This is a genomic window from uncultured Mailhella sp. (assembly GCF_944324615.1).
In the GTDB taxonomy this organism is placed as follows: Bacteria; Desulfobacterota; Desulfovibrionia; order Desulfovibrionales; family Desulfovibrionaceae; genus Mailhella.
In genome coordinates, this window is the sequence record NZ_CALUWY010000018.1 from 18,708 (window position 1) to 40,694 (window position 21,987).

Annotated in this window: 21 protein-coding genes and 1 pseudogene; 10 read left to right on the forward strand and 12 right to left on the reverse strand. The window is 60.9% G+C overall.

The features are described 5' to 3' along the window. Positions 1-13: 13 nt before the first annotated feature. From murI to Q0K07_RS05940, 3 genes are read left to right on the forward strand one after another with little or no spacing between them, the layout of a single operon-like run. Entirely contained in the window at positions 14-901 is an 888-nt protein-coding gene (murI, locus tag Q0K07_RS05930) for a glutamate racemase (RefSeq protein ID WP_294557718.1), read from the forward strand. After that, positions 901-1,713 (forward strand): tRNA pseudouridine(38-40) synthase TruA, encoded by an 813-nt coding sequence (gene truA, locus Q0K07_RS05935; RefSeq protein ID WP_294557720.1) that lies wholly within the window; start codon positions 901-903, stop codon positions 1,711-1,713. Before murI ends, truA begins: the two co-directional genes overlap by 1 nt. Further along, positions 1,710-2,651 carry a pseudouridine synthase gene (locus Q0K07_RS05940; protein ID WP_294557722.1) on the forward strand — a complete coding sequence of 314 codons (942 nt, stop codon included), beginning with the start codon at positions 1,710-1,712 and terminating at the stop codon, positions 2,649-2,651. The genes truA and Q0K07_RS05940 overlap by 4 nt, the downstream gene beginning before the upstream one ends. Before the next feature lie 70 nt (positions 2,652-2,721). Here Q0K07_RS05940 and Q0K07_RS05945 read toward each other — a convergent pair whose 3' ends face one another. After that, positions 2,722-2,943, reverse strand: coding sequence for a TraR/DksA family transcriptional regulator (locus Q0K07_RS05945; RefSeq protein ID WP_077073165.1), 222 nt, complete (start codon positions 2,941-2,943; stop codon positions 2,722-2,724). 105 nt (positions 2,944-3,048) lie between these two features. After that, on the reverse strand, positions 3,049-3,546 hold the full coding sequence (locus Q0K07_RS05950) for a YhcH/YjgK/YiaL family protein (RefSeq protein ID WP_294557725.1): 498 nt from the start codon (positions 3,544-3,546) through the stop codon (positions 3,049-3,051). Positions 3,547-3,959: 413 nt separating this feature from the next. Between Q0K07_RS05950 and Q0K07_RS05955 the strand changes: the two are divergent. Together Q0K07_RS05955 and Q0K07_RS05960 are read left to right on the forward strand one after the other, a co-directional pair. Then, positions 3,960-4,558, forward strand: a pseudogene (locus tag Q0K07_RS05955) (recombinase family protein). Positions 4,559-5,376: 818 nt separating this feature from the next. Continuing rightward, positions 5,377-7,707, forward strand: a complete 2,331-nt coding sequence (locus Q0K07_RS05960; protein ID WP_294557727.1) for an autotransporter outer membrane beta-barrel domain-containing protein — start codon at positions 5,377-5,379, stop codon at positions 7,705-7,707. A gap of 409 nt (positions 7,708-8,116) precedes the next feature. Here the strand turns inward: Q0K07_RS05960 and Q0K07_RS05965 are convergent, their stop codons facing one another. Next, complete coding sequence (locus tag Q0K07_RS05965; RefSeq protein WP_294557729.1) at positions 8,117-9,517, reverse strand: cytochrome c peroxidase; 1,401 nt, start codon at positions 9,515-9,517, stop codon at positions 8,117-8,119. Between the two features lie 86 nt (positions 9,518-9,603). On the opposite strand from Q0K07_RS05965, the gene Q0K07_RS05970 reads away from it, so the two are divergent. The 3 genes from Q0K07_RS05970 (at position 9,604) to Q0K07_RS05980 (ending at position 12,109) form a co-directional block, all read left to right on the forward strand. Then, positions 9,604-10,014, forward strand: a complete 411-nt coding sequence (locus tag Q0K07_RS05970) for a hypothetical protein (RefSeq protein ID WP_294557730.1) — start codon at positions 9,604-9,606, stop codon at positions 10,012-10,014. A 583-nt stretch (positions 10,015-10,597) separates the two neighbouring features. Next, positions 10,598-11,587 (forward strand): DUF2380 domain-containing protein, encoded by a 990-nt coding sequence (locus Q0K07_RS05975; protein WP_294557731.1) that lies wholly within the window; start codon positions 10,598-10,600, stop codon positions 11,585-11,587. A 3-nt stretch (positions 11,588-11,590) separates the two neighbouring features. Next, a complete protein-coding gene (locus Q0K07_RS05980) occupies positions 11,591-12,109 on the forward strand; it encodes a hypothetical protein (protein ID WP_294557732.1) in 519 nt (172 codons plus the stop codon). A gap of 198 nt (positions 12,110-12,307) precedes the next feature. On the opposite strand, the gene Q0K07_RS05985 is transcribed toward Q0K07_RS05980, so the two are convergent. Beyond that, entirely contained in the window at positions 12,308-12,631 is a 324-nt protein-coding gene (locus Q0K07_RS05985; RefSeq protein WP_294557733.1) for a hypothetical protein, read from the reverse strand. Positions 12,632-12,833: 202 nt separating this feature from the next. On the opposite strand from Q0K07_RS05985, the gene Q0K07_RS05990 reads away from it, so the two are divergent. Beyond that, entirely contained in the window at positions 12,834-13,454 is a 621-nt protein-coding gene (locus tag Q0K07_RS05990) for a hypothetical protein (RefSeq protein ID WP_294557734.1), read from the forward strand. A 412-nt stretch (positions 13,455-13,866) separates the two neighbouring features. Here Q0K07_RS05990 and Q0K07_RS05995 read toward each other — a convergent pair whose 3' ends face one another. The 8 genes from Q0K07_RS05995 to Q0K07_RS06030 form a co-directional block, all read right to left on the reverse strand. Beyond that, entirely contained in the window at positions 13,867-14,292 is a 426-nt protein-coding gene (locus Q0K07_RS05995; protein WP_294557735.1) for an aspartate carbamoyltransferase regulatory subunit, read from the reverse strand. Beyond that, positions 14,293-15,207 (reverse strand): aspartate carbamoyltransferase, encoded by a 915-nt coding sequence (pyrB, locus tag Q0K07_RS06000; protein ID WP_294557736.1) that lies wholly within the window; start codon positions 15,205-15,207, stop codon positions 14,293-14,295. A gap of 1 nt (position 15,208) precedes the next feature. Further along, a complete protein-coding gene (gene pyrE / locus Q0K07_RS06005; protein ID WP_294557737.1) occupies positions 15,209-15,850 on the reverse strand; it encodes an orotate phosphoribosyltransferase in 642 nt (213 codons plus the stop codon). 166 nt (positions 15,851-16,016) lie between these two features. Then, positions 16,017-16,724: an orotidine-5'-phosphate decarboxylase gene (gene pyrF / locus Q0K07_RS06010; RefSeq protein WP_294557738.1), complete on the reverse strand. Its 708-nt coding sequence runs from the start codon at positions 16,722-16,724 to the stop codon at positions 16,017-16,019. Continuing rightward, the gene (locus tag Q0K07_RS06015; RefSeq protein WP_294557739.1) at positions 16,724-17,635 is read right to left on the reverse strand and encodes a dihydroorotate dehydrogenase; all 912 of its coding nucleotides are present in this window, start codon (positions 17,633-17,635) and stop codon (positions 16,724-16,726) included. The genes pyrF and Q0K07_RS06015 overlap by 1 nt, the downstream gene beginning before the upstream one ends. Further along, positions 17,623-18,360 (reverse strand): dihydroorotate dehydrogenase electron transfer subunit, encoded by a 738-nt coding sequence (locus Q0K07_RS06020; RefSeq protein WP_294557740.1) that lies wholly within the window; start codon positions 18,358-18,360, stop codon positions 17,623-17,625. Before Q0K07_RS06020 ends, Q0K07_RS06015 begins: the two co-directional genes overlap by 13 nt. A gap of 77 nt (positions 18,361-18,437) precedes the next feature. After that, positions 18,438-19,706: a dihydroorotase gene (locus tag Q0K07_RS06025; RefSeq protein WP_294557742.1), complete on the reverse strand. Its 1,269-nt coding sequence runs from the start codon at positions 19,704-19,706 to the stop codon at positions 18,438-18,440. A 47-nt stretch (positions 19,707-19,753) separates the two neighbouring features. Then, complete coding sequence (locus Q0K07_RS06030) at positions 19,754-20,959, reverse strand: aspartate aminotransferase family protein (RefSeq protein WP_294557743.1); 1,206 nt, start codon at positions 20,957-20,959, stop codon at positions 19,754-19,756. A 352-nt stretch (positions 20,960-21,311) separates the two neighbouring features. Here Q0K07_RS06030 and Q0K07_RS06035 point away from each other — a divergent pair, with 352 nt between their 5' ends. Continuing rightward, entirely contained in the window at positions 21,312-21,959 is a 648-nt protein-coding gene (locus Q0K07_RS06035; RefSeq protein ID WP_294557744.1) for a nucleoside triphosphate pyrophosphatase, read from the forward strand. Positions 21,960-21,987 lie beyond the last annotated feature (28 nt).

Sequence of the window (21,987 nt, forward strand, 5' to 3'; positions counted from 1 at the left end):
CATGCGAGGGCGTATGATTACCACACAGGGCATATCCTCAAACCTTTCCTCCCTGCGCGAACTGCCCATAGGGCTTTTCGATTCCGGCGTGGGCGGCATGACGGTGCTGCGCGCCATGCGGGAACAGCTGCCCAACGAATCCTTTCTCTACCTGGGCGACACGGCCCGCATGCCCTACGGCACCAAGGGCGTGGAAACCGTGCGCAAATACGCTCTTGAAGCCGCGGCCAGACTGGTGGAACGCGGGGTGAAGCTCCTTGTCATTGCCTGCAACACCGCCACGGCGGCGGCCCTGCCCCAGCTTCAGGCCGCGCACCCCGACATCGACGTGGTGGGCGTGGTGGAACCCGGGGCCGAAGCGGCCTGCCGGGCCACCAAAAGCGGCCATATCGCCGTGATTGCCACAAGCGGCACCATACGCGGCCGCGCCTACGAGGAGGCCATACTGCGCCGCATGCCCGACGCGCGCATTTCCGTCAAGGCATGCCCGCTCTTTGTCTCCATGGTGGAAGACGGCCTGCTGGAAGGGCCGCTGGCCGAAGCGCTGGCCGCGCGCTACCTCGACCCCATTTTCCGCAATCCGCGGGAACAGGGGCTGGAAGTGCCCGACACGCTGGTGCTGGCCTGCACCCATTTCCCCCTGCTCAGAAACGCCATTGCCCGCGCCGCAGGCGAAGGCGTGACCATTGTGGATTCCGCGGGCAACACCGCGCGGGAAGTGCGCGCCCTTCTGCAGGAAAAGCACCTTGCACGCGGCTCCGGGCCCGACGTGGGCATGCCCCTCTGCCCCGGTTCCGTGCGCTTTCTCACCACCGACGACGTGCCCCGCTTCACCCGCATGGGCGAGCTTTTTCTCGGCATTCCCATTGCCCCCTGTACCGTGGAACTGGTGGAACTCTGATGCCGCGCCTCAAGCTTACCCTTGCCTATGTGGGCACCCATTATCACGGCTGGCAGATACAGGCATGGAAGGACAGGGAAGACCCGCCCACGGTGCAGGCCTTTGTGGAACAGGCCGTTTCCCAGGTGGCGGGCAGGCCCACCCATGTGCAGGCCGCGGGCCGCACCGACACGGGCGTGCATGCCGACGCGCAGGTGGCCCACTGCGACATTCCCGAAGAGCGCGCCCATGTGCGCTGGAAGCTGGCGCTGAACACGCTCCTGCCCCGCGACATCCGCGTCATGGACGCCTGCCTTGTGCCCGACGACTTCGACGCCTGCTTCAGCGTGAAGCGCAAGATCTACACCTATTCGCTGTGGCTCGATCACACCTGCACGCCGCCCAAGCTCTACCCCTTCGTGTGGGCCTGCGGCCCCTTCGACATGGACCGCTTCGACGCGGCCATTCCCTACCTTGTGGGGGAACACGACTTTGCGGCCCTGCAGAATGCGGGCACCCCGCACAAGAGCACGGTGCGCACCCTTTATTCCATTACGCGCACCCCTGCGCGCACGAAGGAGGCCGCCCTGCCCGAAGGCTGCCTGCAGGTGGATCTGCGCTTTGAGGGCAACGGCTTTCTCAAGCAGATGGTCCGCAACCTCGTGGGCCTCATGGTGGCCTGCGGCCGGGGAAGGTTCGAGCCGGAGAACATACCTGCGCTTCTGGCCTCGAAGAACCGGCGCCTTGCGCCCTTCACCGCGCCGCCCCAGGGCCTGACCATGACGCGGATATGGTATGAGGGCGAACCCATGCCCGAAGGATGGGAGGCATGAAACGCATCACCGCAACCGCGCAGGACGAAGGCGCAAGGCTCGACCATGTGCTGGAGCGCCTTGCGCCGGACATGGGGCTCAGGGGCCGCCGCCGCTTCTGCGAACTCGGGCTTGTTCTTGTGAACGGCCGCCCTGCCGCCGCCGCGCGCAAGGTGAGGGAAGGCGACAGCATCGAACTTCAAGACGAACAGGCTCCGCAGAACGCGCAGGCCCTGCCGGGAGCCGATGCGCCGCGCCTTGTGGCGCGCACGGCGGCCTTTGCCTTTCTCTACAAGCCTGCGGCCATGCACACCGAATCGCTGGCAGGAAAGCCGGGGGAAAGCCTGCAGGATGTTGTGGAATCCCTTGCCGGAGGGAAGGCCCGCCTGCTGAACCGGCTGGATTTCGCCACCTCGGGCCTTGCGGCCGCCGCCCTGAACCGTGCGGGAGAAGAGGCCTATCACAGCGCGCAGGACAGGGGACTCACGGAAAAGCGCTATCTTGCCCTTCTGGAAGGAGCGCTCACCCGCCCCGTGCTGGCCGACCGCAGACTTCTTCTGAAAAACCGCAGCCGCGTACTCGTGGAGCTTGACCGCCACCCCGACGTGCGCCGGCACACCCGCATCACGCCCCTTGCCGTCATGCCTGCCGCGCCCCTGTGGGAAAAACTCGGCCTCACCTGCCCGGCAAAGGGGCCTGAGCAGCTCACCCTTGCCGGATGCGTCATTCTGAAGGGCGCGCGGCATCAGATACGCGCGCACTGCGCCTCCTGCGGCTTCCCGCTGGCCGGGGATGCGCGCTACGGCGCGCAGAGCCGGGCCGCGGGGGATACGGAGCGCTTCTTTCTCCATCACGGCCGCCTCATCCTGCCGGAAGCGGAGGCGCTGTGCCTGCCGCCGTGGCTGGATGAACTCGGAGAGGATGCCGCCTACAGGGCAAGGCGCTGGCTTGAGGCATAAGCTTGCCCGGAAAACGACAAAGGCCGCCGCGACATGCGCGACGGCCTTTTTTCATGCGGAAAACGCTCGGTTACTGGCGTTCCTTCTCCCATTCCTCCTGGCAGGAGAGGCAGAGGCCCACGCCGGGAATGGCCTTGAGCCGGGCCTCGGGAATGGGTTCACCGCATTCGCGGCAGCAGGGCTTGCCGTCAATCCACTCCGGGCCTTCCTGATAGCCGACATTGGCGGCCTGCCGCAGTGCGGATTCACGTTCAATTCTTTCCAGTTCCGTAGCCTGATCAAACACATCCATAACTATGCTCCTGAAAGACTCTCCCGCACAAAGGCGGGAAAAGAGCGTAAGGCAAAGCGCGCACAAGGCGCGCACGGGACCTCGGAAAACTCTCCCCGGCCGGGTTTACACGGAACGCGGAGCAGGAAGAGAGTTCGCCGGTATCTTGACCACAAGCTTCTTCACCCTGCCGCTGGAAGCTCTGAGGCAGGGCATGTGGGCCTCCCCGGGAGTGATCAGCGCGAACATGCCCGGCGTAAGGTGAACACGGGCCGCGCACCCGGGCTTGTCCTCATAAAAGGCAAGATCGCGCGCTTCATCGACCATGGACTTTCTTTCCTCTCCGCTGAGAAAGAACACATCGATGAATTCATCGCCGGAAAGCACGGCCTGCACGTCGGCCATGCGTTCATGGCTTTCGTAACGGGCCTGATCTTCCTGCCGGGGTTCGTAGCTTTCCACGGAAACCGCGACGCCGCCCTTCTCCGGGCCTCCGGCCAGAAGATAACGGCCGTCCGGCAGGTTTCCGCCCTGGCGGACAAGTTCCATGAGCTCGGGATACAGGGCGCTCCAGCACGCTCCCAGATCGTACTGTGCACCACGCTCAAAGGTATCAACAATCATCGGGGCAAACTCCACAAAAGAACATGTGCCGGATCATCCGGCCATGCCTGGTGATGGGCGAGAATGCCTTGTGCGGCAGGCAATGTCAAGAGCCGTACAGCGCTTTCCACAGGGAAATGAACCCCGGGAAAAAACCCTGTTCCGGCTCCCGCCCGCACCGCGGCGCAAAGGGCGTGAACGGCGTTCTTATACGCCCGCGCCCAGAAAGCGCAACACCCTGCCGCGCCTGGGGCGGGGAAAAGGCTCCCGGGCGCTTCTCTTCCACACCATGCATGATTTTACCAAACTGTTCCGGTATGTTACCTTCTTATTTCCCTGCCACGCCGAAAAACACGGCAGAAAAGGAGCCTTGAACGACAAGCCGACCGGACGAGTGGCCCGGCGCGACGGCACATCTGCAGGAGCAACACAGTATGGGAAACATCTACGGATACATCCGTGTATCGAGCACGGAACAGAATGAAGACAGGCAGATTCAGGCACTGAAAAAAGCCCCCCTGACCATGGACGACATCTTCATGGACAAGATATCGGGCAAGGACTTTCACCGCCCGCAGTACCGGGCCATGCTCCGCAGGCTCAAAGCGGGAGACCTCGTCTGCGTGACCAGCATCGACAGGCTGGGCCGCAACTATGAGGAAATACAAAGGCAGTGGCGCACACTCACCAAAGAAAGGTGGATATCATGGTGCTCGACATGCCCCTGCTCGACACCCGGCGCGACAAGGACCTGCTCGGCACCTTCATCGCCGACCTCGTGCTTCAGGTGCTTTCCTTCGCCGCCCAGAACGAAAGGGAGAACATACGCAGACGCCAGGCCGAAGGCATTGCCGCCGCCAGGAAAAAAGGCGTCCGCTTCGGCAGACCGCCCAAGCCCCTGCCGGCGGAATTTTCCTCCGCGCTCCGGCTGTGGAAGGAAGGAAAAATCTCGCTGGCCGACGCCGCAAGATCCTGCCGCATGGCGAAGTCTTCCTTCCGTTACAGGGCTAAGAGGGAAATGAACTTCCGCTGAGGCAGAAAAGTGTACTTTTTTGCCCCTCAGGTTGTACAGGAACTCCGGCATGACAGTAATAAAAAACTATATATATTTCCAGAAAAAAAATTCATCCTTCCCGTAAACGTGTCATATTTTCTCTTGTACAAAAAAGTACACTTTTTTGATCGCCCCTATCCATTTCGTATTTATGACGGAGGAAGGCATGAAAAAATCAATAAGACGTTAACAAAATTTATACCTTATAATAAATATCGAATAAAAAAATATTTCATGACATCATTTCTATTTTTCATCATTAATATACTATCCGCTTATTCTTCCATGTCAGAAGAATATGATAATAAATCAAAAACTCAAATATTTGACATAACGGAAAGCAATATGACTCTCGAAGAAGAGTTTGCTTATCTTGCATATGACATTACGGATACATGGGTTTATAATGGTTCATACAAAATTCCTTCTCTTCCACCGCGGACAATTATATCATCAATATTCATCAGAATACTTTTATCGATTCCACATCTTCACGCCTTATCGACATCACGGCGGATACGCAGACCTATGGAGACAGAAACTTTCCCTTCGTCACGATTCAGGGTTCTGAAGACGCGACGCTGAGCGCCTCCATTTCCTACACCCCCTACGCCTACATCACCGACAACATCTATGTCGTCGGCGCACAGAACGGCTGGCTCAACCTGGATGTGCCCCTTAAGCTTCAGATGAACTCCCCCGGGGAATCGAGAGCGACGGACTCGTCATGAAATGCCGTGGAAGCGTATGCCAGCGGCGGCGTATATCTGAAAAAAGATGTTGATATTTCAGCCTTCATGAAAAAATCGGAAGATTACGGCCTGCAGTTTTCCGGCCTGCGGGTTTTCGGGTGGCAGGACTACTCGGACGGAATCCCCTCGCGCATTCAGGCCGACGGCAACATCACCATCCACGATTCCCATCTGAGCAGCGATACGGGAACCCTGCGCTTTTACGGGCTGCATGCAAGCCTGGGCGAATACCTGGATGAGCCTTTGGAAATCACCGCTTCCGGCGATGTGACCATTTCCGGCAACACTCTGGTATCCAACGGGGGAGACGCGCTCGCCACCGGCATCAAGGCGGCGGAATATTCCAGCATTTCCCTGAACAATCTTTCCATGGAAGGCAACAGCGTCACCTCCGGGGGCAACGCGGGCTTCATCGGCATCCATTCCGCCACGGACAGCCTGGTGACGACTTCCGGGCTTGTCGACATCGCCGGCAATCATGCGGGACGACATTATTCTTTAAAAGCCGAAGGCGGCGAAATAGACATAGCTTCAGGCGCGCACCGCATCGAAGGCGACATGACGGCCGTTCTGGGCCGCCTGTACGAGGACAACTACGGAGATTTGTACCACGAAGCCAGCCCCATTCTCCCCGGAACGGTGGACATGAGCACCCCCCTTTATGAAAATGCGGGCGGCATCAGGGCATCATTCTCCGGTGCGGATTCCTTTTTTTCCGGCTTCACCAGCGACGGCGAAGCGCTGACCGATCCTTCGGGCACGGGGCAGTACGCCTCGCGTACGGTCAGCTCCATATCGCTGGCGTTCACCGATCATGCGGTATGGAATGTGATTCCCTCCAACATCGTCGCGGCCGATGCACGGGGCAGCTATGTAAGCCGTCTGACAGAGCTCAGCCTCGATGACGCCGACGTTTATGTGGGCACGACGGAAAACGCATGGCGGAACGCCTGGACGGAAAATGCAGGCTTCGCCTCATCGTTCGCCACGCTTTCCGCCACGGACAGGCCCGTGGAACTTCTTGTGCAGAACCTTTCCGGCTCCGGAAACTTTTATCTGCGCACCGACCTGCAGAAGGATATTTCCGACAGCGTCCGCATCACAAAATCCCTCTCCGGTTCCCACAAGCTGTGGGTGAAGGCCGGCGGCAGCGAACCTCTCGTCATGACGCAGACGGGAAGCTATCTTGCCAGAACGGAAAGCACCACAGCCGCCACGGGAAATGAATTCTCCCTGAAAGGCGGCGCCGTCGTGGACGGCCAGGAAGTCATCGACCTGGGCCTCTACCTCTACCACATGGAAAACTCGGAACGAAACAACGGCCGGGAATGGTATCTGGTACGCAATGTCACCCTGCCTGAGCCGGGGCCGGAAAATCCTGAAGACTCTGAGAATGAAACGGAAGAACCGGAGACTTCCGCCCCGCTTTCTCCCACCGGAGAAACGGAAGCCGCTCTTTCCGGCCTCGCAGGGCATTACGCCATGTGGTACGGCTATCAGACCGACCTGAGAAAGCGCCTTGGAGAAGTGCGCTACGGTACGCATACCGGGCTGTGGGTACGCGGCTTTGCCGATAAAACCCGTCTCAACGGTCTCGGCGGAACCGGACTTACGCAGAACCTTGTGGGCGGCTCCATAGGCTATGACACCATCATGGACGTGGACGAAATGTTCCTGTGGATTGCAGGCTTGCAGATCCGCAGCGGACATGCCGATCAGGACACCTGCGGCAGATGGGGAGGATACGGCGAACTGAGCAGCCTCGGCGGCAGCCTGTATTCCACATGGGTGCATGCGGACGGCTGGTATCTGGATGCCGTGGCCACTGCGGACTGGTTCCACCATGAAATACGCTCCGCCATGCTGAACGGCACGAAGATGTACGACGACCGCTCCACCTGCGGGCTCGGCACCTCTCTGGAAGTCGGCCGTAACATGGACTTCGCCTTCAGCAACAGGGGGCAGGATTACTGGTTCCTGGAACCGCAGCTCCAGCTTTCCTGGTTCTGGGTGAAAGGCGGCGACTTCACCAGCAGCAACGGCATGACCATCGAGCAGAGCGACATGGCCTCCCTCACGGGCAGGGCCGGACTTGTGCTCGGCAAAAAATTCTCTCTGGAGGAAAAAAACGGGGTCCGCTATGTGCAGCCTTATGTGAAGGCCGGCGTCAACCATGAATTTCTCGGCGATCAAAAGGCCCGCATCAACGGCGTGAACATGCGTTCCGACCTGGACGGCACCCGGGTCTATTACGGACTCGGCGCAGACTGGCAGGTTACGGACAATCTCCGCCTCTACATGCAGGCCGAACGGGAACACGGCGAGAACTTCACCCGGGAATACAACGTATCTGCCGGCTTGAAGTGGCGTTTCTGACGCTGCTCCCGCCCAAACGCCGCCTTCCTTTACGGCAGAGGGCCTTTCTGACTGCGTCCCCCGCAGGGGAAGGCCCTCCATCAGAACCCTGCAAAGGTTCGATGCCTTTCAGAGCGTTTTCCGCGGGAAACCCGAAAAAAAAGAGCCATGCCCGCCCTTCTGCCGGAGAAACGGACGCAGGCCCTGATCTTCCGGCCCCATGAGGAACAAAAACAACGCGGCAGGATGAAAGCGGCGGCCCTGCCGGTACATGCGGCGTTCCGCACCGGACAGGGGGGCAGCCTCCTCCTTCCGCAACAACAGATTTCGCCCCCGGCCTGACCGGGGCTTTCTTTTAACCAAAAGGGCGGGCACGCCTTGCGCATGCCCGCCCGAACAGAAGCTTTCCGACAGACTTTTCCCGGGCGGCCTAGCGCTCTACGGGAGTGCCGGAAAGAGGCCTGCCCTGAAATTCCCCGGTGAGGGTGCGCAGGAAGGCCACGATGAGGCGGCGGTCGTTGTCGGAAACGGGAATGCCCGAGAGATACCTGCCCATGACGGCCACGCTTTCATCCAGCGTGGCCACGGTGCCGTCGTGCATGTAGGGATGCGTGAGCTCCACGTTGCGCAGGTTCGGCACCTTGAAGCGGTGCAGGTCGTCTTCCTTGCCGGTAAAGCCCATGAGGCCCCTGTCGGAATTCAGCGGCGCGCCCCGGTCGGCAAAGTAGTCGGCCTTGAGATCCATGTATTCAAAGGACTGCCCGCCCGCGCTGCGGCCCACATGGCAGCTTGAGCAGCGGTACAGCTTGAAGAGCCGGTAGCCTTCCGCCTCCTCGGCCGTGATGGCCGCATCGTCGCCGCGAAGCCACTTGTCGAAGCGGCTGTCCGGGGTGATGAGCGTCTTTTCATATTCGGCAATGGCGTCGGTGATGTTCGCCGCGCTCCAGCCGTCGGGGTACACGGCAGAGGCCTCCGCCGTAAGCGCGGCATCGGCGGCAAGCTTGGCGATGATCTGATCCCAGCCGGTGGAGCCCATTTCCACGGGATTCAGGGGCGGGCCGCCCGCCTGTTCCTGAAGATCCGCGGCGCGGCCGTCCCAGAACTGACGGGTGTTGAACACGGCGTTGAACATGGTGGGCGCGTTGATGTCCCCGAACTGGCCGCGTATGCCCTCGGAGAAGCGCGCATTGTCCGTGCCCGCCTTCTCATAGGCATGACAGCCCGAACAGGCCAGCGTGTTGTCGGCGGAAAGGCGCTTGTCGTTGAACAGCTTTTCGCCGAGGGCCGCCTTTTTCCCATCCACGGCAAGGTGCGAGGGCAGAGGCTGCAGAGGCTCGTTCGCCCTCTCCGCCGAGGCCGTACCCGTGGCGTAATGCGCCGCGCGGGTGCTCCTTACCCAGTGCAGGATGTTTTCCCTGTCCTCGTCCGTGAGACGGCTGCCCCAGTGCACCACGGTGAACTTGGCCGGGGGCATGGTGTCGTTGAGTATCACCCACTCCATCTTCGCAAGAGCCACCTCGCCCACGGGCCTGTCCTTTGCCGCGCCCACCAGCTCCTGATTCAGATCCATGGCGCGCAGGCCGTCGCGGTAGTCCTGCTCGATGATCTGCCTGATGCCCGGAATCTTCGCATAGAAGGGCAGATCGTAATCCCGGCTGTGGCAGGCCATGCACTTGTCGAGCACAATATCCGACACCTCCTGAAACTTCTCCATGGAAGGAACGCCGTTCACGGCTCTTCTGGTTTCCGCGCCGTACGCGCTCTGTGCGTACGGCATGCCCAGCATGGCGGCCGCGCACAGCACGGCCAGGGACAGCGATGTCTTGTTCATGGTCTCTCCTCCGCGCGGCCGGAGCCGCGCCTTTTCGCCCCGCATGGACTCCCTGCCGCATGAAGAACGGGGCGCTTTCATGCGGCATGGGCGGCATGATAAAAAAGAACAATTTAATAGCAATAGGTATTATTACTATTAATAAACTTTCTTTCCATACTGAAGGGCGCGGAAGACGAAGGCGCTTTCCGGCAATAATGTTCCGTCATCACGGCATGTTGCCTTTCCGGGGCCGTGCCTCTGCAAACGGCGTCCCGGCCGCGCCGGAAGAGGCCGCACAGGCGCAGAAAGGCCGCGCCCCGCCCCTCCGGCCGCAGAAATCTTTGCGGAAGGCGGCCATCTCTGCCGCAGGGCACGGGCTTTTTGATGCACAAAAAAACGCCGCGACCTCTCGTTTGCGGTGTTTTTTCCGGGCCTTCGACCGGCAGGGCGTTCTTTTCCCGGAGGGGCGCATCTGCGGCCCGCTGCACGGCAAAAATCATGCTTTGCGCCCATGAAGGCCGCGCTTTTCCGGCAAAAGGCCCTGTTCCGACGCCTTCCGAAGGGCGGCGCCCCTCCGGCTGCGGGGAACATCCGGCTTTTTACGGTGTAAGACGTACCTGGGGGGCAGTTGATGTCGGCCGCGGGGAACATCCGCTTTTTTACCAGGGCATGACGAAGCGCAGGCCTGTTCCCCGCCTGAGCAGGCGCCCCCCGGCCCGGGCCTTTCCCGGAAAAAGGGCGTTCTGAACGGAGCGGAAGAGCTGAGCAATGTATATTGACGTAAACTTGCTGTCCGCATTCTCATGCCGGCTGGAAAAAAACCTTAACCCGCATGCCCAAAGAAAAAAAAGCTCCTCCGCCCCGGAGAGGAAAAAATATCTCTTTTCCTCCTGCTGCACCCAAAGACGGAAACATCCTTGGAAAGCGCAATAAAATCAGCAAGGAAGCCGGAAGGCTGCACCCCGGGAAACGCCGCTCTGCCCTCACTGCGGAAAAAAATGACCTTTTACGCACAGCGTAATTCCGTAAATGACGAAAACACCATTGAAGATGGAGGGTTGATCCATGTTTTCTCCTGTTTTTCCTGCGGGAAGGTGCATGCACTGGCTCAGAGCTACTGGCCTGCTCTGCTTTGTGGTGCTCGTTCTTGTCTGCGAAGCATCCGCCTTTTCCTTTTCCCAGATGGAACTGCACCACATCTTTCCCCGCCAGTATGCGGGCTGGTTCATGGAACGGGACATCAATCCCGATCTGTTCTGCCTTCCCCTCACCCGTCAGAAGCACACGGGAAAAGACACGGGGATTCATCATCATACCTTCATGGTATCCGGCGGCCTGTCCTACAACGACAGCTGGGGGAAGTTCTTCATCCGCAACTATCCCGACGCCTCAAGGAACGCCTGCTTCAACTTTGCCGCAACGCTGCTGGCGGAGTTCGGCATTTCCGCCACGAAGGCAACCTTTTATGATTACAAGACCAAAAATCCGTCCTCCGGGAAATTTCCCAGGACCGGATTTCTGCAAAAAGCAGCCCCCCTCCTCAATAAGGTCGTGAAAGGAGCGGGAACCTCCCTGAAGACCGCTGCGAAATATGCTCCCTGCCTCTGGACGGCCTGCGAAGTCTTTTCGTTCTTCTCCGACATGGATGACGTCTATCATGTGGAATATCTGGAGAAGGCCCTCGATTTCTCGGAAAAGGCTCTCAGCCTCGACATGACGGCATCCCCTGAAGCCGTTCTGGAAGAAACCGCCGCAAGCTATTTTTTCACGGGCATGTTTTTCTACGACAACATCAGAAGTCATGTGGGAAGCATGTCCGGGGAACTCGCCCTGTACATGGATTCCCAAAAGGAAGAAAAGCTCCGGCGCGCCATCCATGCTTTTGAACAGACCGCTTCCATCCATGAAAGACTGGGGATTCAGTATCCCGACGTCTATCTGTATCTCGCCCAGAGCTACCTGCTGCTGAAGGACAAAGAACCTGCCGTCTCGTACTATCGCAAGGCTCTGGAGGCCTTCCGCGAAAACAACGACATGAGCATGGAAGAAAGCGTACGACAGTCGCTGAACCTTTTACCCGGAGAATAACCTGTGCAGCGCATGATTTCCCTTGTTCTCGGTGTGTTTCTCATCCTCTCCTCTCCCGTTGCGCACGCCCTTGAGGCCAATGCGGAGCTGCTGGCCTTTGCGCAGGAAAAAAGGGCGCAGCTGCAACAGGATGTCATTAACATCCCCAGGTTCATGGAACTGTCCTTCTGGGACCGCCATAAATGGAAAATCATCGGCGGCGCAGCCCTTGTCGGAGCCGTTGCCGTGTCGGCAGTCACCATGGGCGCGGCCGCCCCTGCCGCCGGTGCGGGAGCATCCGGCCTGGTCGGCACTGCCGCAGCGGGTTCCGCCCTCAGTGAGGCCACCTTCGCCGGAGCTGTGAGCATGCTCTCGCTCTCGGAGGATGGGGAACTGAAGCTTACCGACGACATGCGCGCCAAGGTTCTCGATTATTACGACGAGAACTACCGAAGCTGGCTCTATCTGGCCTCCTCGGAAAAGGAGTTTGCGGAAATCGCATGGAAGAACATCGCCTCCTTCATGGATCGCAACAGCCGGTGATGACCTGTCCGGGCCATGCCCTGCAGGGTGGCGCGGCAGGTTCCGATCCCCCGGGAACCGGCCCGGAACGGCGATGTCATGCCGGTATGGCAGCAGGCCTTCTTCCGGGAAAGGCCGGAACTTTCCCCCGGAAGCCTGGGCGCCCGGCGCACGTCTTTCTGACAAGGCACGGACGAACTGCATATTAACCAGACATGTTCAACGGATATGATGCTCCGGCATCATTCCGTACGGAGAAGGACCTTGGCCCGCATACTTAAGGAAGAAAAGCTCCTCCGCCCCGGAGAGGAAAAAAATATCTATTTTCCTCTTGCTGCCCCAGACGACAGAAAAATCCTTGGAAAACGCAATAAAATCGGTGGGAAACCCGACTGGCTGCACCCCGGAAAAACGCCGCTCTGCCCTCACTGCGGAAAAGAAATGACCTTTTACGCACAGCTTGATTCCGTAAATGACGAAAACGCCGTTGAAGACGGAGGGATGATCTATGTTTTCTACTGTTTTTCCTGCGGGGAGGTTCATGCGCTGGCTCAGAGCTACTAGCCTGCTCTGCTTTGCGGCGTTCCTTCCTGCCTGCAAAGCATCTGCCTTTTCCCGGAAGAAACTGCCACGTCTTCATGATCCTGATGTCTCTCCATATCCCGCCCGGAGTTCCCTGCTGCTGAAGGACAAAGATCGTCTCGTACCATCGCAAGGCTCCGGAGGCCTTCCGCGAAAAAACGACATGAGCATGGAAGAAAGCGTACGACAGCCGCTGAACCTTTTAACCGGAGAATACCCTGTGCAGCGCATGATTTCCCTTGTTCTCGGTGTGTTTCTCATCCTCTCCTCTCCCGTTGCGCACGCCCTTGAGGCCAATGCGGAGCTGCTGGCCTTTGCGCAGGAAAAAAGGGCGCAGCTGCAACAGGATGTCATTAACATCCCCAGGTTCATGGAACTGTCCTTCTGGGACCGCCATAAATGGAAAATCATCGGCATCACAGTCATTGTCGGGGCCGTTGCCGTGTCGGCAGTCACCATGGGCGCGGCCGCCCCTGCCGCCGCAGCGGGGGCACACGCCTTTGTCGGCACTGCCACAGCGGGGGCACACGCCTTTGCCGGCACTGCCGCAGCGGGTTCCGCTCTCGGTGAGGCCGCGGTTCTCGGAGCCGTGGGCGTGGGCGCGGGCGTGGCCTCGCTCTCGGAGGATGGGGAACTGGAGCTTACCGACGACATGCGCGCCAAGGTTCTCGATTATTACGACGAGAACTACCGAAGCTGGCTCTATCTGGCCTCCTCGGAAAAGGAGTTTGCGGAAATCGCATGGAAGAACATCGCCTCCTTCATGGAGCGCAACAGCCGGTGATGACCTGTCCGGGCCATGCCCTGCAGGGTGGCGCGGCAGGTTCCGCTCCCCGGGAACCGGCCGGAACGGCGATGTCATGCCGGTATGGCAGCAGGCCTTCTTCCGGGAAAGGCCGGAGCTTTCCCCCGGGAGCCTCTTCCGGCGGGCAGAAACGCGCCCTCCGGCCGCGGGGAACATCCGCTTTTTTACCAGGGCATGACGAAGCGCAGGCCTGTTCCCCGCCTGAGCAGGCGCCCCCCGGCCCGGGCCTTTCCGGTCGGATATACCTTTTACGCGAAAGACGGGACGCGTTACCCCCGGCCGGCCTTTCCCGGAAAAAGGGCATGAAAAAACGCCATGGAAGTCCTTCCATGGCGTTTTTTTCCTTTTGAAGGAGGCGCTCTCCGGGAAAGGCGCACCCTTCAGGCCGGGACTAATCCGCGCCCTTGGCCCTGCTTTCGCAGTAGATGCAGCGGTAGACGCGGTTTTCCCTGTCGGTGAGCTTGAAGATGTGGGGCAGTTCCTGCTCCGTGGAGGTGATGCAGCGCGGGTTCTTGCAGCGGATGACGTTCACCACCCGTTCGGGAAGTTCCACGCTGAACTTGCGGTCGAGCTTGCCGTCGCGCACGATGCTCACGGTGATGCCCGGGTCCACATAGCCCAGCACCGCGAAATCAAGGTCGATGATCTCGTCGATCTTGATGATGTCCTTGCGGCCCATCTTGCGGCTGGTCACGTTCTTCAGAACGGCCACGGAGCACTGAAGCTTGTCCAGCTTGAGAATCTGGTACAGCTGCATGCTGCGGCCCGCCTTGATATGGTCGAGAACGATGCCGTTGGAAATTGCGTCGATGACCATTTATTCCACCCCCAGCAGTTTCATGATGAGCGCCATGCGCATGTATTTGCCGTTCATGACCTGCCGGAAGTAGGCCGCGCGCGGGTCGTCGTCCACAGCCACGGAGATTTCGTTCACACGGGGCAGCGGGTGCATGATGCACATGTCGCTCTTGGCGCCGCTGAGCTTCTCCGGGGTGAGGACATAGCTGTCCTTGAGGCGTACATAGTCGGCTTCGTTGAAGAAACGTTCCTTCTGCACTCGGGTCATGTACAATACGTCGAGTCCCGGCATGGCGGCCACAAGGTCGGTGGTCTCTTCGTATTCCATGCCGTTCTTTTCCATCACGTCCTTGCGGATGTAGCCGGGCAGGCGCAGTTCCTCGGGCGAGATGAGCACGAACTTCACGCCCTTGTAGCGGGACATGGCCGCAATGAGCGAATGCACGGTGCGGCCGAACTTGAGGTCGCCGCAGAGGCCGATGACCAGATTCTCAAGCCTGCCCTTCTCGCGCCAGATGGTGAGAAGGTCGGCCAGGGTCTGGGTGGGATGGTTGTGCCCGCCGTCGCCCGCGTTGATGACGGGCACCGGGGACTTCATGGAAGCCACGAGGGGCGCGCCTTCCTTGGGGTGGCGCATGGCGATGATGTCGGCATAGCAGCCCACCACCTGCACGGTGTCGGACACGCTCTCGCCCTTGGAGGCGGAAGAGCTCTGCGCTTCGGAAAAACCGAGCACCTGCCCGCCGAGTTCGTACATGGCGGCCTCGAAGCTCAGGCGGGTACGGGTGGAAGGTTCAAAGAACAGCGTGGCCAGCTTCTTTCCCGTGCACTTGTGGGCATAGGCCTCGGGATGGGCGATGATGTCCAGCGCCGTGGACAGAAGCTTTTCGATGTCCTGCGTGGACAGATCGCGGATGTCGATGAGGCTTTTCATGTTACGCACCGATCCAGCTTTCGTCGGAAGGATTGTTGCGGAAGGCGATGAGGCGCGCCACGTCTTCGCTGCGGATATAGCCGGTTTCCGCCGCCACGGCGGCAATGGTGTCGAAGTTGGTGAGGCTCACGTTCTTTACGGAAGCTTCGGCCAGACGGTCAAGGCCCTTCTTCATGCCGTAGGTGAAGATGCTGGCCACGCCGAGCACGTCGGCCCCGGCTTCGCGCAGAACCTTGACCACGTCGAGCACGCTGCCCGCGGTGGAGATGAGGTCTTCAATGACCACCACCTTCTGCCCGGGTTCCAGGCGGCCTTCAATCTGATTGCCGCGGCCGTGATCCTTGGCGCTGGAGCGCACATAGCCCATGGGCAGGCCCATGATGTGGCCCACGATGGCCGCATGGGCGATGCCCGCCGTGCTCGTGCCCATGAGCACTTCACATTCGGGGTATTCCTCGCGCACCACGGCGGCAAGGGCGTTTTCCACGTCGTTTCTCACTTCAGGCGCGGTGAGGGTGAGGCGGTTGTCGCAGTACACGGGGCTTTTGATGCCGCTGGCCCAGGTGAAGGGTTCGTCGGGGCGGAAAAACACGGCCCTGATGGAAAGCAGATCCTTGGCGATGAGTTTTTCGCGGGATTCCATGCTGGTGGCTCCTTCGTTATGTTGATGCTTGTTCATTGCTCTTGTACGCGGCCGGACCATTGCCGGAAGCGCGCCGGAAAAGACCGGTCTTTTTGCCTGAAGCGGCGCGCCGCCGCGTTTTTTCTGCCGGAAAAAGGGGAAGCATTCAGCCTCCCCTCGACATACCTCAGCCCAGAAATTCCTTCACACAGCGGCGGTAGGCCGCCACGGGATCGGCGGCCTGGGTGATGGGACGGCCCACCACGATGAAGTCGGAACCGAGTTCCCTGGCCCCTGCCGGAGTGGTCACGCGCACCTGATCGCCCTTGTCCCCTTCGGCAAAGCGCACGCCGGGAGTCACGGTAAGGAAGGAGGAACCGCACACCTCATGCACGCGGCCCGCTTCCAGCGGAGAACAGACCACGCCGTCCAGCCCGGCGTCGCGGGCGCGGGAGGCATAGTGCATGACCACCTCTTCCATGGGGCGTTCGATGAGCAGATCCTCGCGCATTCTCTCCTCGCTCGTGGAGGTGAGCTGCGTCACGGCAATGAGAAGAGGCCGCGTGCCGTCCGGCCGGGTAAGGCCCTTCAGCGCGTCCTGCATCATGGCCACGGTGCCCGCGGCATGGAGGTTGCACATGTCCACATCCAGTGCGGAAAGCACGGCCATGGCCTTGCGCACGGTGTTGGGAATGTCGTGCAGCTTGAGGTCGAGGAATATCCTGTGACCCCGGGCCTTGATGGCGCGCACGATGTCCGGCCCTTCGGCGTAGTAAAGCTCCATGCCTATCTTGACAAAGGGCTTCTCCTCGGTGAACAGGTCGAGAAAATCCATGACCTCGCGCTTTCCGCTGAAATCGCAGGCCACCATCACGTCTTTTTTCGGCAAGGTCATCAGTGCGCTCCTCCGATGATGTCTTTGAGGGACTCTATGCCGTACCGTTCCATGACGGCGGGCAGTTCTTCCAGAATATGCGGGCAGGCCCACGGGTCCACAAGGTTTGCGGAACCGATTTCCACGGCCGTGGCCCCGGCCAGCATCATTTCCACCACGTCGCAGGCGCTCGTCACGCCGCCCATGCCGATGATGGGCAGTTTCACGGCCTCATACACCTGATAGACCATGCGCAGCGCCACCGGGAAAATGGCGCTGCCGGAAAAACCGCCCATCTTGTTGGCAATGACGGGCTTTTTCGTGCGCAGGTCGATGCGCATGCCGAGCAGCGTGTTGATGAGGCTTATGCCGTCGGCCCCGGCTTCCGCCGCCGCGGCGGCAATGGGCACGATGTCCGTCACGTTGGGGGAAAGCTTCACATACACGGGCTTCGAGGTGGCGGCCTTCGCGGCCTTCGTCACGGCGGAAACCCCCAGAGGATCGGTGCCGAAGCTCATGCAGCCGTTGTGCACGTTGGGGCAGCTCACGTTGAGCTCGATGAGGCCCACCTGTTCCACCTTGTCGATCTTCGCGCAGCACTCGGCGTATTCCTCCACGGAAAAACCGCCGATATTGGCAATGACCTTCTTGTGGAAGCAGCGCGCAAGCTTCGGCAGTTCCTCGGAAATCACCTTGTCGATGCCCGGGTTCTGCATGCCCACGGCATTGATCATGCCCGAGGGCGTTTCCGCAATGCGCGGCGTGGGATTGCCGAAGCGCGGTTCCCTTGTGGTGCCCTTGAAGGAAAAGGAACCCAGCATGTTGATGTCGTAAAGCTCGGCGAATTCGTACCCGTAGCCGAAGGTGCCGCTTGCGGGAATAAGCGGATTGTCCAGTTCCCAGCCGCTCAGCGTGACTTTCAGATCTGCCATGCAAGCTCCTCCTTCTCAAAGACGGGCCCGTCCTTGCAGACGCGGCGGCTGCCCTTCTTCGTCATGATGCTGCAGCCCATGCAGGCGCCGAAGCCGCAGCCCATGCGCTCTTCCAGGCTGAATTCTCCCGCCGTGCCCTGCGTGGCCGCATACAGCGCCCGCAGCATGGGCATGGGGCCGCAGCTGTACACATAGCTGTATGCATCGGGAAGCGCTGCGGTGACAAAGCCCTTCACCCCCGCACTGCCGTCCACCGTGGTGACGGTCACCCCGGCGCCGAGAGCGGCAAATTCCTTTTCGTAGAAGATTTCCTCCGCCTTGTTGAAGCCGAGGATCACCTCGGGCCTTGCGCCCTGCGCCACAAGGCGCTTTGCCAGGTGATACAGCGGGGGCACGCCCACGCCGCCGCCCACGAGAAGCGGCTTTTCCCCGCCCTTTTCCGGCGAAAAGCCGTTGCCGAGGCCGGTGATGACATCGAGCTTCTCCCCTTCCTTCATGGCGGCCATGGCCTCCGTGCCGCGACCCACCACCTTGTAGATGATGACGAGCCCGGAAGCGTCGTAATCGCACACCGAAATGGGGCGGCGCAGGAAAAAGCCCGGCAGGCTTATTTCCACGAACTGCCCGGGCGCGCTCATGGCCGACGTGTCGCCGGCAAGGGCCATGCGGTACACGTCCTTCGTGAGGGCTTCATGCCCGGTTATGGTGAATATTCCCTGTTTCATGCTGGCTCCAGATGTTGCATTGCGCGCCCGGCCCGGCGGGCGGGAGCGTGAAAATGTTCCGGCAGAGGCGGGGCGCTTCAGCCCCTTTCGCTCCACACTTCTCTTCCGCCTGCAAGGGTGAGCACGCAGCGGGAGGAAAGCTTCATGCCGGCAAAGGGCGTGGCATGTCCCATGCTGAGGAAGTCTGCAGGGTCCACCACCCACTCGCGGAAAAGGTCGAAGGCGGCAAGGTCGGCCGGATCGCCTTCCGCAAGGCCGGTCTTCAGCCCGAAGCGCACGGCGGGACGCACGGCCATGAGTTCCACCAGCTTTTCCAGAGAGAGCACGCCCGTCTTCACGAAATGGGTGTACATGACGGCAAAGGCCGTTTCCAGCCCCACCACGCCCATGGCGCTGCCTTCCAGCCCCCGGGCCTTCATTTCGGCCTCATGGGGCGCGTGATCGGTGGCGATCATGTCCACGGTGCCGTCGAGAATGCCCTCGATGAGGGCGGCACGGTCTTCTCTGCCGCGCAGGGGCGGATTCATCTTGAAGCGGCCGTCTTCCTGAAGATCCTCATCACAGAACACAAGATAATGCGGACCCGTCTCACAGGTCACGTCCACGCCCGAGGCTTTGGCGCGCCGTATGATGTCCACGCTCTCCTTTGTGGAGATGTGGCAGACGTGGTATTTCGCCCCGGTTTCGCGCGCAAGTTCCACATCGCGCGCAATCTGCCCCCATTCGCTTTCGGAACAGATGCCCCTGTGGCCGTGGGCGCGGGCGTAGACACCGTCGTGGATATAGCCCTTGTTGAGCAGCGCGTTCACCTCGCAGTGCGCGGCGATGATCTTGTGAAGGCGCACGGACTCTTCCATGGCCGCGCGCATCATGGACTCATCCTGCACGCCCCGGCCGTCGTCGGAAAAACCGGCCACGTCCTTCGCCATGCCCGCCATGTCGGCAAGCTCGCGCCCCTTCTCCTCCATGGTGATGGAGCCGTAGGGCACCACGCGGATCACCGCATCCCTGCGGATGAGGGCAAGCTGCTCCTCCAGATGCTCCGGGGTATCGGGCACGGGGTGCAGGTTGGGCATGGCGCATACCGTGGTGTACCCGCCGCCTGCGGCGGCCATGGTCCCGGAACGGATGGTTTCCTTGTGGGAAAAGCCCGGTTCGCGCAGGTGCACATGCACGTCGATGAGGCCGGGCATGAGGTGAAGGCCCGAAAGGTCGCGCTCCTCTGCGCCCTCCACGGGGGCAATGTGCGGCGCAATGCGCGCAATGCGGCCTTCGCGGATGAGCACATCGGCCTTTTCAAAGCCTTCCGGGCGGTAGACCACGGCGTTTCTCAGGATGAGATCCATACAGACTCCTTGGGAAAAACCCGGCCCCTGCAGGGGCCGGGAAGACATCACGCGACTTCGCGCAGCACCTTTTCCAGCGCTTCGGTAAAGGCCACGAGGTCGGCCTCGTCGATGGTGAGGGGCGGCAGCAGGCGCAGAGTGGGGCCGTAGGTGAGGTTCAGGATGAAACCGCGCTCCATGAGCGTGAGCCACACCTTGCGGGCCTTTTCGTCGCTCATGTCGAGTTCCACACCGATGAGCAGGCCCATGCCGCGCACATCGCGGATCACGCCGCCGAGCTTCTCGCCGAGAGCGCGGAAGCGGGCCCTCGCCCTGTCGCCGAGCAGCGCCGCGCGCTCCACAAGGTGGTCGCGCTCCATGATTTCCAGCACCTTGCGGCCCACGGCCGTGACAAGGGCGCCGCCGCCGAAGGTGGTGGCGTGGCTGCCGTAGTCGAAGCCCTGCGCCACTTCGTCCGTGGCCATCATGGCGCCGAGGGGCAGGCCGTTGGCCATGGACTTGGCGCTGGTGAACACGTCGGGCTTCAGGTTGAAGTTCTGGAAGCCCCACCATTTGCCGCTGCGGCCCATGCCCGCCTGCACTTCGTCGCACATGACGAGCACGCCGTGACGGCGGCAGATCTCCACGATGCCGTCGGCATATTCCTGCGTGACGGGAATGATGCCGCCCTCGCCCTGAATGGCCTCAAACAGCACGGCCGCCGTGGTGGGCCTGATGGCCTTTTCCAGCGCGTCGAGATCGCCCCACTGCACACGGCCGAAACCGGGGGTTTCCGGCTCGAAGCCTTCGGTGTGCTTGCCCGTGGCCGCAAGCGTGGCCAGGGTGCGGCCATGGAAGCAGTTGGACAGGGTGATGATCTCCCAGGCGTCGCGGCCCTTCACCACGCGCTGATAGCGCCGCGCTATCTTGATGGCGGCTTCGTTGCTTTCCGCACCGGAATTGCAGAAAAACACCTTGCCCGCATGGCTGGTGGAAAGCAGCTTTTCCGCATAGTCGAGCTGCTCTTCCTGATAGAAAAGATTGCTCACATGCACGAGCTTTCGCGACTGTTCGGCCATGACTTCCGCGATTTCCTCATTGCAGTGGCCGAGGCCTATGACGGCGATGCCGGCCAGAAGGTCGACATACTCCTTGCCGTCCACATCCCAGAGTCGGGCGCCCCTGCCCCGGACTATGCCCAGCGGATACCGCGAATAGGTCCGGCACATCAGGGATTTTTCCCTCTCCTTCAGTCTTTCCAAAGCTTCGCTCATGATCGTGTCCTTATGGAACTTAATGGTGGTCCCGCGTAACATGACGCAGGGAACGCGGGGAATGATACTCCATTTGCGCGCGATAGCCAAGAGCGGGCCCGCCCCCTCTCCTGCTTTCCCCTCCCCTCCCGGAAGACGGGAGAGCACGGGGCATGTTCCCCGTTTCCGCGGCATGGCGGCCTTCCCCATATACCGCGGCCCCTTCCCTGTCCGTGACCGGATACGCAAAAAAAACTGCCCGGGCGCAGGCGGCGCTCCTCCTCTGCCGTTTGCACGCCGGAAGAGTTAAGCGTACCCTGCCCGCATCACACGCCTCCCTTCCGGAGGCAGTCTGCAACATCACGGAACCCTCATGAAACACGCCTTTTCCATGCTCCGGCCCCTTGTGCTCGCCTCCGGCTCCCCCAGACGCAGAGCCTTTCTGGAAAGCGCGGGCGTCAGCTTCACCTGCATGCCCGCATCCTGCCCCGAACCCCGTCCCCTGCCCGGGGAGGAACCGCGCGCCTACGCCCTGCGCAGCGCCGCTTCCAAGGCCCGCTCCGTGCTCGAATCCCTCCCCGGGAACCTGAAGGGCGCGGCCGTGCTCGCGGCGGACACCATCGTCATCCTGCCCGGGGAAGACGGGCCCTCCATTCTGGGCAAGCCCCGCGACGAAGAGGAGGCCCTTGCCATGCTCTGCCGCCTTTCCGGCCGCAGTCACGAGGTGGCCACGGCCTGCTGTCTGGCCATGGATGAGCACATCGAATGCTTCGACGACATGACCAGGGTCACCTTTGCGCCCTGGCCGCGCTCCGTGCTCAGAGCCTATGCGGCAAGCGGCGACCCGCTGGACAAGGCCGGGGCCTACGGCATACAGGATGGAGGGGCCTTTCTTGTGCGCGGCATAGAAGGTTCCTGGTCCACCGTGGTGGGCCTGCCCCTCGACCTTGTGCTGGAACAGCTGCTCCGGCACGGCGTGCTTGCCCTGAAAGAGGAAAAAAACCGCGCCGTTTTCAAGTAAGACGGCCTGTGCGCCGCCGAAACATTCC